Below are 12498 nucleotides of genomic sequence, written 5' to 3' on the forward strand. Positions count from 1 at the left end.
TGGTTTATTTTACTTGCTGATTTTCGATGTATCGCTTGATTTGCTCTCTGGTGTTTTCACTCACAGTGGCTACGAAGTAGGACGGGTTCCAAAGATGTCCGCCCCATAGTTGCTTTTTCAGCTCGGGTATTGCCTTAAACAGCGCCCTTGCCGAGTTTCCCTTGAGAGCCTTGATTATGTTTGGTATGTAATGCTGCGGAGAACAACTTACCAGCAAATGTATGTGGTCCTCGTCGGTTTCCATGGTTTCTATCGTGAAGCCGTTACTTTCCGCTATTTCGTAAAGTATTCGCTTTAGGTTTGTTTCAGTATTGCCGTTTAATATCTTACGCCTATACTTCGTCGACCAGACAATGTGGTACTGAAGCATATAGACATAACCTCTTCCATGAATGACATCTTGATTCATAGTGTTCACCTCTATACACATTTTATCATGTGTAATTGATATATTCAAGTATTAATAGTATTTTAGGTTATATATTTATGCATCATATGTTTTTAAGGTAGAGTAGGTCGGAGGAAATTTTTATTTCCTCCTTCCCCTTCATCAAACCGTGCGTGCGGTTTTCCCGCACACGGCTTTCCTGTAGATTTCTTCCGAGTGCATTACGGACTAGTATACGAGCTTCGCCAGTTTCAACTGACGGAGTTTTTCGTTTACTAAGGGCATATTAATGTGTCGCTTTTTAATCTGCTGCTTCTTGTTGTACCAGATTGTAAAACGTATCAAGATATGATAATCGAGTTTTCTTAGATAGGGTTCTGACAACGGCAACTTATAATAGTTTCGCCACCCTCTGATGACTGGATTTAGCTTCTTTACGAGTTCTCCCATTTCCACGAATAGGCGGTTTCTAGGTTTTAACTCTTCTCGTATTCTGTCCCGCATCCGGCGCGTCGCCTTGTCTGATGGTCTTTGCACAGTCACCGTATATGCGTGACCGTATCTGCTTTGCTGCTTTATCCTACGATGATGCATTCCCAGAAAATCAAATCCTTCTGTACCTTCCCACAGGTTCACAAGTTGTGTCTTTTCAGGATGCAGGTCTAAGGCTAGCTTCTTTAGTATCAGATTGATTGCTTTATACGCATGCTGTACGTCTTTCTTTGTTCGACACACAACCACAAAATCGTCAGCATACCTCACTAGGTTCCCCAAGTACGTGCAATGCTTTTGCCATAACTTATCTAGTACACCCAGATAGATGTTGGATAGTAGTGGACTGATGACACCGCCTTGAGGTGTCCCTGTCAGCGACTGTCTTAGCTTACCTTCCTCCATCACGCCAGCTTTTAGCCATTTCCTGATGAGTTTCAGTATTCTCCTATCGCTGACTCGTTGTTCCACCAGTAGCATCAGCTTGTCATGGTCGATTCTGTCAAAGTAACTCTTGATATCTGCGTCTAGCACCCACCACCCCTTATTGTCGCAGTGCTTTCGCACAGCTTTGAGGGCAGTATGCTGGCTTCGCTCTGGTCTGAATCCATACGAACAGTCTTCAAAATCCGCCTCAAATATCGGTTCTATCACCAGTTTTACCGCTGTTTGAACCACTCGATCTCTTACTGTCGGGATGCCCAGTAGCCGTTTCCTTCCATCCGACTTATCGATATACGCTCTGCGTACTGCTTGCGGATGATATTTCCCCGCTTCTAGCAGGTCTGCTGTCTCTTTCAAGAACAGTGATACGCCATAGCCTTCGATTTCCGACAGTGTTACCTTGTCGATTCCTGTTCACGCCATAGCTTGTCATACAGTGCATGAAAACGGCGCTTCCTGTTTTCCTTGGCACTTCGGTATAGCTTCCTCTGGAGTTGTCGAACTTTTTCTTTGGTGTTGTTAGCTTTCGCATTCACTCGCTCTTACCCCCCTCAGTTGCTCATCTACAGCAGGGATGCTTCCCTAAACATGGTTATGTTGTCCGTGTTCTCATCGGTACTATCATCCCCTCCGACTCCCTTCCTGCATTCCACCACTTCATCTTTTCGACTTATAGGTTTCATCTTTACGCTTGCACGTGCAGGGGAGGGCCTCCCCAGTTCCGGACTACACTTTCCTTACATGTCATTCCCCTTACACCGGTGGATTCTTCAACGCTGCTTTTCCAGACTCTTCACGTCGTCCATGGTCTTCGCCCATGTACCCAAAGCTCGACTTCCACTTGTCCCTTTCGGGGTCTTTTTAACGATGCGGCAGGATTCACTTTATGTTACAACCTGTAAGTTCGCTCGCACCCTCTCGGGTTACTTGTTCCCTGCGCTTCACACATGGTATTTCGACCATGCATGGCAGGTCAGCTAACGGGCTCTCTGGCAACTACCCGTGTCGGACTTTCACCGACTAGTGTAGCCCAGCTTTGCTGGGCACACGATACAAAAAAGTCGCTCTAACTCACGACTGAAGTCACGAGGATGCGAGCGACATTTACTCAAAGGGCATTTTATGCATTCAATATTTCTATGAAAAAACAGAGGTCTATAGCCCCCGTTTAATAATCCAATGAAATCTAGTCATTGCCATCGTCCTGCTCTTCACTATATGGGTCTACTATATATTTTTCTATGCGCTCTATTCGTTTGTTCAGACCAAAATCATCTTTTCCATCCCCCGCAAGATTCGCTTGCTCCATTATCTTTGCAAGCTTTTTTCTTTTTGACTGCAATTTGGCCAGATTGCTGCTTCTTTTGTTTTCATCTGATTCGTGCTCCAGCTTCCACTCAAGCTCGCTTATTTGCATTCTTAGATTCTCAATTTTCTTTGGATTAAATGATTTTACAGTGTCGGATTTTCTTGAAAAACGTGATAAAACACCTTTTTTTGATGAATTGTTGTTTGAAGCTTCTGCAGAAGCCTCAGTATGCCCGTATGAAGCATCTTCTGTTTCCTCCGCTTCCTCTTCATCCGGAGCTGTATATGCTTCAGGAGCTTTTGGCGGAATATTTCCAAAGCGAATTTCTGCTTCCCGACGTTCCTCCTCTTTTTCTATCTCATCCTTCCTAGTCAAAAGAGCACTTAGCTTTTCCCTGATGCAACGCCTGTCGCTTCCGTCAATGCAGCGCTCCAACTCCCATTCGAGGTTGCTTATTTCAAGATTTATTGCTTCTATGTCCTGCATATTATCAATGTACTTTAAGTCCTTTGACTTCAAAAATCTGCGCATCTCTACCACCCCATTATCATATATGGTGATCCTTGTATTTTACAATAATTCTGTTTATAGCTGTCATCTATAGTTAATTTCATTCTGCAAGAAATTAATAATCTTTGCTGCGACAACATCTGGCTTCTCCAAATACAGCATATGTCCAGCGCTTGGGCAGACTACTAGCTTTGAGTTTGTGATTGCCTTTGAAAGCGCTTCTTGGTCGCTCTTTGGCAGGATAGAATCCTCTTCTCCCCATATTATGAGTGTGGGAGCCTTGATTTTGTGTAGCTTTCCAGGGAAATCCTCAGCAAGAATGCCTTTGTATGTTTCCTTCCAGACACTTGCAGGGACTTTCAAATTCTCTTTAACCATCATTTCCATAAATGCTCGCGGAACTTTCTGGGATGTTATGCTACTGGCAAATCCGCGCACGAACTCCGCATCCACAGGGTCTTTAAGTTTGGAAATTGTTGATTCCCACATTTCAATTGCAAAGGGATTGTCCTTTAATGCTGAGGGCGAGCCGAGAAGTATAAGCCCAAGAGTGAGTTCGGGATTCTCTACAGCAAAGCTTCGGGCAGCGAATCCGCCACTTGACGCCCCTAGTACCACAGCTTTTTCAATTTTAAGCGCTTCCATAAACAGCAGTAAATCTGATGAGAAATCCTCGGTTCCATACCCCGACTGGGGACAACTTGCATCGCCGTGGCCTCTTTGTGTCAAGGTTATGGTGCGGATAGATTCAGGAATATAAGGCAGCAACAGTTCAAATACATGCAAGGAATCGGCAAGTCCGTGAAGTAGAATGAGTGGAATACCCTCCACATTGCCATTCTCCAAATAAGGAATCATCACCTGGTTTGCCAGTTCTACACATTTAACATTTTGAGCCACATCAAACCCCTCCCACAAATGTTAACACCTTTCGCAATAAACGTGCTATTAAAATTGTATACCCTTTGAAACTACATTCTATCACTGAGCTATGAAATGGCAAATCCATATTGACATTTATCGATGTTAATGGTACTGTTGTTATGTGCATATCGAATATATTCGATGTATTGCCTTGGAATATATTTTCACTATTATCTTAAAAAGGAGTTTTTTATGAGCGAAAAAATAAAAGTAGCATTTGTATGCGTTCACAACTCTTGCCGTTCCCAGATGGCAGAAGCCATTTCAAAAATTCTCGCTTCGGACGTTTTCGAGGCATACTCAGGCGGAACAGAAATAAAGCCTCAGATCAATAAGGATGCAGTTGCCGTTATAAAAGAGCTTTACGGAGTCGATATGAACCAGACACAGCACTCCAAGCTTATTAAAGAGCTTCCGGAGATAGATATAGTAGTCACTATGGGCTGCAATGTCTACTGCCCGTTCCTGCCATGCAACCATATGGAGGACTGGGGCCTTGAGGATCCAACAGGTAAAGACAAAGACGCTTTCTTACAAACAGCTGAAATCATCAGACAAAAGGTGCTTGATCTCAAAGAGCGCATAGAAAAAGGCATATTCTCGAATTAACACAAAAAGTCTTGGAAAATTAAGCTTCCAAGACTTTTTTATGTTTATATTTTTATAGTCCGATTCAAAAGCTCATCTTAATATTTGTATATATTTCAAGATTAACTAAGCCTTAATTTCAAACCAGCTCTTCGTATTATTTGCTATTTTTACAAGCGTCAGCATGACCGGCACTTCAACTAGCACACCCACTACAGTAGCGATAGTAGCGCCCGACTGCAGTCCAAAGAGCGAAATGGCGACGGCTACTGCAAGTTCGAAGAAGTTTGACGCCCCTATCATTCCGGCAGGGGCAGCCACATCATGAGGGAGCTTCCAGGCCTTTGCCCAAAAATACGCTATGAAGAAAATTAAGAATGTCTGTATTACAAGAGGCACCGCTATCAACACGATATTAATTGGATTATCAACTATAGTTTTGCCCTGGAATGAGAATATGATGACCAGCGTCATCAGAAGTCCAGACACTGTTACATTGCTGAACTTTGGTATGAACACTTTTTCGAAATAATCAAGGCCTCTCTTCTTTGTTATTACGTCCCTTGAAAGCCAGCCTGCTGTAAGCGGAATTACGACGAAAAGCACCACTGAAAGGAACAGTGTCATCCAAGGTATTGCTATGTCGCTTATTCCAAGAAGGAATGCGACTATCGGAACAAATGCCACTAGTATAATAAGGTCGTTTGTCGCAACCTGGACAAGCGTGTAGGCTGGGTTTCCCTTTGTCAGATGGCTCCATACGAAAACCATCGCCGTGCACGGAGCTGCTCCAAGAAGTACTGCGCCTGCCAGATATTCCTTGGCAAGCTCTGAAGGTATAAGACCCTTGAAAACTACGTAAAAGAAAAACAGCGCTATGCCATACATCGTAAATGGCTTTATAAGCCAGTTAGTCACCCAGGTGACAATAAGTCCTTTTGGATTCTGCCCCACCTGCTTTATGCTGTGGAAGTCGACCTTGAGCATCATTGGATATATCATAAGCCATATAAGAATCGCCACAGGAATTGACACGTTTGCATATTCGAATCTGCTCAGGAAATGAGGTATCCCAGGCAAATATACGCCTATTAGTATTCCAACAGCCATGCAAAGAGCCACCCAAACCGTGAGGTATCTTTCGAAAAATCCTATCCCCTGTATTTTTTTATCTTTTTCCAGTTTATCTGCCCTCCTATATTTCCTAGCCCTTCTTTTTGAGTCCTTCAAAGAACACTTCCAAATTTTCTGGCAATACATATTCTTCTTTAGTCTTTGGCGTCGGATTGCCTCCGCCATAAATCTCCTTTAGAATTGCATTCACAATCATGGCCTTAGGCGGCTCGTTATATTCTACTCCCTCATATATCCACGACCTGCAGTCAACGCTGTCTCCGCATAAATCTCCGCAGTCCTTGCAGGGCGTTTCGGTTGTCTCTAATACTATATCATTTCCGTTTATTCTTATTGTAGGAGAACTTACGAATTCGTGTTTTATGGCAAGCTCCTTTGTATTTATGTTTATTTTATTTAAAATAACTTCGTATCCTGCCGAGTTCAAAACAGCAGACACATCTCTTATAGCCTCATCCAGGCTATTTCCAGTTCCTATTCACCTCTCACATACAGTTAAATCCAGATACATAAAGTCAACTACCAGCTTCTTTTTTTCTGCCGGAGTTTGGCAGCATTCACTATTTCCTGGACAACACATATTGATTTCTTTCATCGTAAAACCTCCTTATTTTTTTTTGGATCTATCTGCAGCAATCCTTTTTCTCAATGGATTTGCATATGCAATCTTCCGTTTCGCTAGTTATGTCAGCTAAAAATGCTAATACGGCGTCCTTCTTTTCCGAATTCAGCGTGTACCTCATCCAGGCTCCGTCTCTCACACTGTTTACAAGACCGCTTTCTACAAGTGTTTTCATGTGATAGCTCAGCGTGGACTGAGATATGCTGACTCCCTCTAGTATATCGCAAGCGCAGAGTTCGCCGCACGATAGCATGTCTATTATCTTAAGCCTGGTTTCGTCAGAAAGGGCCTTGAACGCAGACACGTACTCCGTATAAGAATGCTTCATTAAATTACCTCCTTGTAAGATAAATATAGGGTTAGGGTTCAAAAACCCGTCCGAATGTTCCTTGATAACTTAACATTTATTGTTCAGATGAACCAGCGACACTCTTGAATGAAAATCACTAAACTTCGTGCTATAATCTCACTTGTCAGAGAGATAGATGTGCGTTCCTCCTGGATCCCTCACATCATGAGGTCTTATCCGTAAATTAGCGTGTCACTCCACAAGGACGATTCGATGTTTAGCTGGTTGGGCCACCTTCTGGTGTTACCCGTTTCAAATGCAAGGTTGTTTGGCGTCCTCAAACAAAGTGGATACTCTGATTCATTCTAAGCAGAAAGGTTGTGTTACTTTGTCCCAATTTTTAAACGATTTTGTTGTCGGAATTGATGTTTCATCAGAGTTTTCTGTAGTTGCAATGATAGCACCTTCCGGAGAGCTCATCCGCAAGCCTTTCAGGATTGACCATAATCCTGCTGGATTTAACAAGCTGCTCGAGATTCTCAAAAAAGAAGAAGAGCGGTTAAAACGAAAGCCCATCTACTTCGTAGAATCTACGGGTATCTTTCATTTACCACTCTTCTTCTTTCTGAGATCGAATGACCTCAAAGGTTTTGTCCTAAACCCTTTATGTGTCCATTCTACCAAGAATTTCGACATTAGAAAAGTGAAAAATGATAATAAAGATGCCGAGGCTATCGCAAGGCTTGCAAAATACCAGGATGTAAAGTTTTCCATGATGCCCGAGCCTCAAATTCTCGCACTTCGCATGATGGTGAGGGAATATTACTCCCGCTGTGACATGCTCACTGAGATGAAAAACAGGCTCTGCACGGATCTTTACTTGCTGTTCCCGGGCTTTCTTGATGTGTTTTCCAATCCTTTTGGAAAGACCGCGTTGGCTGTTTTAAGCGCTTATCCTTCGCCTAAGGATGTTCTAAATGCAGACCCTCAGCAGTTGCTTGAGCTCATTTCCAAAAGCGGCAGAAAAGGCGAGAAGTGGTCAGCCAAAAAAGCTCTGCAACTTCTTGAAACAGCACAGCTTTCTTTGAGTATGCCAAATGAATTCGCTCTGCTTGACTCCAAAATAAGATTCCATCTTGATGGAATCGACAGCTTTAAAAAGTGTCTTAATGCTATAGAATCACAGTTGCACACTATCATCGACTCAAGCGACTTTCCTGACACCGCTCGAAAGCACATCGAGCTTTTGGATCAAATGCCTGGCGTAGGCTTTATCAGTGCGGTCACTCTGATCGCGGAAATCAACGATTTCAGCCTATTCAAGTCTCCAAAGGCCTTTACAGCTTTCTTTGGCATAGATCCATCAGTCAATCAGTCGGGCAAGTTCACTGGCGACCGCAACAGGATTTCTAAACGAGGCACCCGCATTGGCAGAAGAGTTCTCTTCACAATGGCTCTGTCCTCAATAAGAACCACCAGAAACGGCGATTCCATAAATCCGATTCTTCGCGACTACTATTTGAAAAAATGTGTCAGCAAGAAGAAAAAGGTGGCCCTTATAGCCGTTATGCATAAGTTGCTCCACTACATTTTTGCGGTTCTTCGTGACTTAAAACCGTTTGAATTTAGAAGCCCGCAGGAGCACCAAGCATGGAGAAACAACAAGCTTCAAACTGCACCAAAACATGTTGCTTAAAAATTGCTAAAATGTAGCTTCTCCAAGGTCATTGTTCGGATTTTTCAATGGCTTGGTTTCTCATACTCTTTTTTAAGATTGAAAATTTCTAAAGAAAATCAATCAGATTTATTGACTTTTATTAGCTGGTCTAAATCAGATTCAACAATAAATCTACTCTCGATATATTCATATATATAAATTACATCCATGTTTATCGATGTCACATTTATAGCATAACAACCATATTGAATGTTGTCAATGTGGTTGTTATGCTTTTTCTATCTATTTCAGTTTTTCGCTGTAGCGATGTGTATCCTCCAGTATCATTTCCTTAACCTTCATAAGCCTCACCTGATTGCTCCGCTCATTCTCATCTAGCTTCATTGTTATTAGCCTAATGTTGCTTTGCATTTCCGGAATCATGAAATATTCCAGAGCATTGACTCTTCGCCTTGTCTTTTCTATTTCTGCCGCAAGCAACTGACATGATTTTTCAACCTGTGCCAGGCGGAGCATGTCGGCAAGGTTGTCCTGGAGCAACTTAATGCCACAGTCAAGATCAGCGGAGGTAAATGCAAATCCGTATGGATAGATGCTACTTTTATCCGGCGTTCTTTCTTGAATGTCAAAAACAGGAATGCTAACACCCATTACATTATTTGCTTTTAAATCAAGAGCGACTTCCTGCATCGACACCATAACAGCTACGTCTGCAGCCTCACGCGGCATTGAAGCGCTGGCGAATGCAAGATGGCTGTTCGCCGATGAAATTGCCTCATCCACCTTTTCGCGCAGTTTCTTGTTTTCTCGGACAAGCTCCATGAACTGCTGCATGAGTTCATCCCTCTTGTCCTTCAGCAGGCGGTGGCCTCGAATTGCAGCCGCCAGTTTTTTCTTGAGCCTGTTAAGTTCCATGCGCGTCGGGTTGACACGTTTTCCCGGCATTAAATCAGCCTCCTTTCTGGGCTACTGCTCGCTGTAATATGTGTCTATATATTCGTCTTTTATTCTCTTAAGTTCAGATCTGGGTAGTATGGAAAGCAGTCCCCACCCTATATCCAGCGTTTCTTCGATGCTTCTGTTGCTTCCATAGCCCTGGGACACATATTTTTGCTCAAATTCATCGACAAACTTGGCATAGAGCCTGTCTATGTCTGTTAGCGCAGCTTCACCAAGCACAACCATCAGCTCCTTGGCTTCCGTCCCCCTTGCATAAGCGGAAAACAGCTGGCTCGCTAAATCCGAATGGTCCTCCCGGGTCCGCCCCTCTCCTATCCCCTTATCCTTAAGGCGCGAGAGCGACGGCAGCACGTCAATAGGAGGCGTATTACCCTGGCGCAGTAAATCCCGACTTAGAATAATCTGGCCTTCAGTTATATAGCCTGTAAGGTCGGGAATCGGGTGGGTAATATCATCCTCAGGCATTGTGAGTATAGGCATTAGCGTTATGCTGCCCTCTTTCCCTTTCTTTCTGCCTGCCCTTTCGAACATTGATGCCAGGTCTGTATACATGTAGCCGGGATATCCCCTTCGTCCAGGGACCTCCTTGCGGGCTGCCGATATTTCACGCAGGGAGTCAGCGTAATTTGTAATGTCAGTCAGGATCACAAGCACATGCATGTCCCTCTCATATGCCAGATACTCCGCGGCAGTCAATGCCATGCGTGGAGTCGATATTCTCTCCACGGCCGGATCGTTAGCAAGATTCATAAACATTACAGCCTTGTCTAATGCGCCTGTTTCTCTGAAGCTCTCAGTGAAAAAGTCAGCCTCTTCGAATGTAATCCCCATGGCTGCAAATACGACCGCGAATTGTTCATGTGTGCCTCTCACAGTGGCCTGTCTTGCTATCTGCGCTGCCAGCTGGGCGTGTGGAAGGCCGCTGCCCGAAAATATCGGCAGCTTCTGGCCTCGAACCATCGTATTTAAGCCGTCAATTGCAGAAACCCCCGTCTGTATGAATTCCTGGGGATAGCTTCTGGCAACAGGATTCACTGGAAGTCCATTGATGTCAAGCCGCCTATCCGGAAGTATCTGAGGACCGCCGTCGATAGGCCGGCCAAGTCCGTCGAATATTCGCCCCATCATGTCGTCTGAAACTCCAAGCTCCATGCTGCGTCCTAGAAATCGAACCTTGCTGCTTGCGAGGCTTATGCCAGTTGAGCTTTCAAAGAGCTGCACTAATGCATTGCCTCCGTCGATTTCAAGCACCCTGCAGCGTCTCTTGTCTCCGTTGGCCAATTCTATTTCCGCAAGCTCGTTGTATGAAACGTTCTCAACGCCTTTAACAAGCATCAGGGGTCCTGCCACCTCTACTATAGTTTTATATTCTACTGGCATCAAGAGCCCTCCTTTACTGCCATTTTGCTCGTTTCATCATCTATTTGACGCATGATACTTTCATGCTCATCATCAGATGCTTCGTTTGATATATATTTGAATCGGCCTATTCTTTCCCTCACAGGCATTGCTATCAACTCGTCCACTACAGCTCCCCTGTCTATGGCTTCGAGTGCCTTATCATAAAACATTAGCACGAGCTCCATCAACTTGAGCTGTTTTCCTGCGGATGTATATGTGTCCACTTCATGGAAGGCGTTCTGATGCAAAAAGTCTTCACGTACCGAACGTGCAGCCTCGAGCTTCAGCCTGTCCTTTGCCGATAATGCGTCAATGCCAACCAGCCTTACTATTTCTTGAAGCTCTGCTTCTTCATGGAGTATTTGCATGAGTCTGCTGCGATAGCTAGTCCATGCCTCTCCTACGTTTTCATCAAACCATTTTCCAAGGCTGTCTCCATACAGTGAATAGCTCGTCAGCCAGTTTATCGCGGGGAAATGTCTTCTGTATGCAAGACTTGAATCCAGCTCCCAAAACACCCTGACAACCCTCAATGTCGCCTGGGTTACAGGCTCTGTGAAATCACCGCCAGGTGGGGACACTGCGCCTATTGCCGATATAGATCCTTCCTTGTCGCCATTTCCTAAAGTGAGTACCCTGCCCGCCCTTTCATAGAACTGGGCTATGCGGCTTCCAAGATATGCAGGATAGCCTTCCTCTCCAGGCATCTCCTCGAGGCGCCCGGACATTTCACGCAAAGCCTCGGCCCAGCGTGACGTCGAATCGGCCATCAGGGCAACTGAATACCCCATATCCCTGAAGTATTCAGCAATTGTTATCCCCGAATATACCGAAGCCTCGCGAGCGGCAACAGGCATATCCGAGGTGTTGGCTATCAACACTGTTCTTTCCATGAGAGGCCTTCCCGTCCTTGGATCCCTGAGCTCTGGAAATTCGTTCAATACGTCCGTCATTTCGTTTCCACGCTCTCCACAACCTATGTATACGACAATATCTGCCTCAACCCATTTTGCCAACTGGTGCTGCACGACAGTTTTGCCGCTTCCAAAAGGCCCCGGAATCGCAGCCACGCCCCCTTTTGCTATTGGAAACAAAGTGTCTATGACTCTTTGCCCTGTGATCAGCGGCTCGTCGGGAGGCAATTTTCTTTTGTAGGGCCTGCCTTGGCGCATTGGCCACCTTTGCATCAGTGTAATATTAGCGCTCGAGCCGTCATCCTTTTCCAGAACGGCTACTGTTTCTTCAATCGTATATTCACCCTCTGCTATTGATTTTATAATCCCGCTAATCCCGTGGGGCACCATTATTCTGTGCTCTACAATCTGTGTTTCGCTTACTACGCCTAATATGTCTCCTCCCCCAACCTTATCACCTACAGCAGATATCGGCTTGAATAACCATTTTCTACTCCTGTCCAGAGAAGGAATATCAAGACCTCTTTCTATGTTGAGCCCCGTGGCCTCCATTATCGCCACAAGAGGCCTTTGTATGCCGTCGAATATGCCGCCGATTAGTCCGGGTCCCAGTTCCGCACTCAGCGGCAATTCGGTGGACTCCACAGGCTCTCCGGGAGCCAAACCTGATGTCTCTTCGTATACCTGCACAGATGCCCGCCCCTCATGTAATTCGATTATTTCACCTATGAGATGCTTTTTTCCAACGCGGACAACGTCAAACATATTCGCTTCTAGCATCCCCTCCGCAACCACTAGCGGACCTGCTACCTTTTTTATGGTTCCCTTCCCCATCTACACTCACC

Annotated in this window: 13 protein-coding genes; 2 read left to right on the forward strand and 11 right to left on the reverse strand. The window is 44.7% G+C overall.

Going from position 1 to position 12498, the window contains the following annotated elements:
• Positions 1-4: 4 nt before the first annotated feature.
• The 5 genes from tnpA to EAL2_RS13425 form a co-directional block, all read right to left on the reverse strand.
• A complete protein-coding gene (gene tnpA / locus EAL2_RS13410; protein ID WP_025436868.1) occupies positions 5-409 on the reverse strand; it encodes an IS200/IS605 family transposase in 405 nt (134 codons plus the stop codon).
• Positions 410-616: 207 nt separating this feature from the next.
• The gene (gene ltrA, locus EAL2_RS13415; RefSeq protein WP_242842519.1) at positions 617-1681 is read right to left on the reverse strand and encodes a group II intron reverse transcriptase/maturase; all 1065 of its coding nucleotides are present in this window, start codon (positions 1679-1681) and stop codon (positions 617-619) included.
• Complete coding sequence (locus tag EAL2_RS15755; RefSeq protein WP_242842520.1) at positions 1608-1856, reverse strand: hypothetical protein; 249 nt, start codon at positions 1854-1856, stop codon at positions 1608-1610. Before EAL2_RS15755 ends, ltrA begins: the two co-directional genes overlap by 74 nt.
• 654 nt (positions 1857-2510) lie before the next feature.
• Positions 2511-3164, reverse strand: coding sequence for a hypothetical protein (locus EAL2_RS13420; RefSeq protein ID WP_025436869.1), 654 nt, complete (start codon positions 3162-3164; stop codon positions 2511-2513).
• Positions 3165-3227: 63 nt separating this feature from the next.
• Positions 3228-4043, reverse strand: a complete 816-nt coding sequence (locus EAL2_RS13425) for an alpha/beta fold hydrolase (protein WP_025436870.1) — start codon at positions 4041-4043, stop codon at positions 3228-3230.
• Between the two features lie 216 nt (positions 4044-4259).
• On the opposite strand from EAL2_RS13425, the gene EAL2_RS13430 reads away from it, so the two are divergent.
• The gene (locus EAL2_RS13430; protein WP_025436871.1) at positions 4260-4676 is read left to right on the forward strand and encodes an arsenate reductase ArsC; all 417 of its coding nucleotides are present in this window, start codon (positions 4260-4262) and stop codon (positions 4674-4676) included.
• Positions 4677-4781: 105 nt separating this feature from the next.
• On the opposite strand, the gene arsB is transcribed toward EAL2_RS13430, so the two are convergent.
• The 3 genes from arsB to EAL2_RS13445 all read right to left on the reverse strand — a co-directional run bounded on the left by arsB (position 4782) and on the right by EAL2_RS13445 (position 6739).
• Positions 4782-5837: an ACR3 family arsenite efflux transporter gene (gene arsB, locus EAL2_RS13435; RefSeq protein ID WP_025436872.1), complete on the reverse strand. Its 1056-nt coding sequence runs from the start codon at positions 5835-5837 to the stop codon at positions 4782-4784.
• Positions 5838-5859: 22 nt separating this feature from the next.
• Positions 5860-6267: a DUF2703 domain-containing protein gene (locus tag EAL2_RS13440; RefSeq protein WP_322787259.1), complete on the reverse strand. Its 408-nt coding sequence runs from the start codon at positions 6265-6267 to the stop codon at positions 5860-5862.
• 145 nt (positions 6268-6412) lie between these two features.
• Positions 6413-6739: an ArsR/SmtB family transcription factor gene (locus EAL2_RS13445; RefSeq protein WP_025436873.1), complete on the reverse strand. Its 327-nt coding sequence runs from the start codon at positions 6737-6739 to the stop codon at positions 6413-6415.
• A gap of 349 nt (positions 6740-7088) precedes the next feature.
• Between EAL2_RS13445 and EAL2_RS13450 the strand changes: the two genes are divergently transcribed.
• A complete protein-coding gene (locus EAL2_RS13450) occupies positions 7089-8396 on the forward strand; it encodes an IS110 family RNA-guided transposase (protein WP_025434457.1) in 1308 nt (435 codons plus the stop codon).
• 264 nt (positions 8397-8660) lie between these two features.
• Here EAL2_RS13450 and EAL2_RS13455 read toward each other — a convergent pair whose 3' ends face one another.
• The 3 genes from EAL2_RS13455 to EAL2_RS13465 are packed head-to-tail and all read right to left on the reverse strand — an operon-like array spanning position 8661 to position 12487.
• Positions 8661-9323 (reverse strand): V-type ATP synthase subunit D, encoded by a 663-nt coding sequence (locus EAL2_RS13455; protein WP_025436874.1) that lies wholly within the window; start codon positions 9321-9323, stop codon positions 8661-8663.
• A gap of 21 nt (positions 9324-9344) precedes the next feature.
• On the reverse strand, positions 9345-10718 hold the full coding sequence (locus EAL2_RS13460) for a V-type ATP synthase subunit B (protein ID WP_025436875.1): 1374 nt from the start codon (positions 10716-10718) through the stop codon (positions 9345-9347).
• Positions 10718-12487, reverse strand: coding sequence for a V-type ATP synthase subunit A (locus tag EAL2_RS13465; RefSeq protein WP_025436876.1), 1770 nt, complete (start codon positions 12485-12487; stop codon positions 10718-10720). Before EAL2_RS13465 ends, EAL2_RS13460 begins: the two co-directional genes overlap by 1 nt.
• Positions 12488-12498: the final 11 nt, after the last annotated feature.

The organism is Peptoclostridium acidaminophilum DSM 3953, assembly GCF_000597865.1.
GTDB classification, from domain to species: domain Bacteria; phylum Bacillota; class Clostridia; order Peptostreptococcales; family Peptostreptococcaceae; genus Peptoclostridium_A; species Peptoclostridium_A acidaminophilum.

Bases quoted from the DNA above. Each gene is read 5' to 3' on its own strand.
- EAL2_RS13430 (WP_025436871.1), top strand. From the start codon at position 4,260: ATGAGCGAAAAAATAAAAGTAGCATTTGTATGCGTTCACAACTCTTGC.
- EAL2_RS13460 (WP_025436875.1), bottom strand. From the start codon at position 10,718: ATGCCAGTAGAATATAAAACTATAGTAGAGGTGGCAGGACCCCTGATG.
- EAL2_RS13465 (WP_025436876.1), bottom strand. From the start codon at position 12,487: ATGGGGAAGGGAACCATAAAAAAGGTAGCAGGTCCGCTAGTGGTTGCG.
- EAL2_RS13420 (WP_025436869.1), bottom strand. From the start codon at position 3,164: ATGCGCAGATTTTTGAAGTCAAAGGACTTAAAGTACATTGATAATATG.
- EAL2_RS13445 (WP_025436873.1), bottom strand. From the start codon at position 6,739: ATGAAGCATTCTTATACGGAGTACGTGTCTGCGTTCAAGGCCCTTTCT.
- EAL2_RS13455 (WP_025436874.1), bottom strand. From the start codon at position 9,323: ATGCCGGGAAAACGTGTCAACCCGACGCGCATGGAACTTAACAGGCTC.
- EAL2_RS15755 (WP_242842520.1), bottom strand. From the start codon at position 1,856: ATGCGAAAGCTAACAACACCAAAGAAAAAGTTCGACAACTCCAGAGGA.
- tnpA (WP_025436868.1), bottom strand. From the start codon at position 409: ATGAATCAAGATGTCATTCATGGAAGAGGTTATGTCTATATGCTTCAG.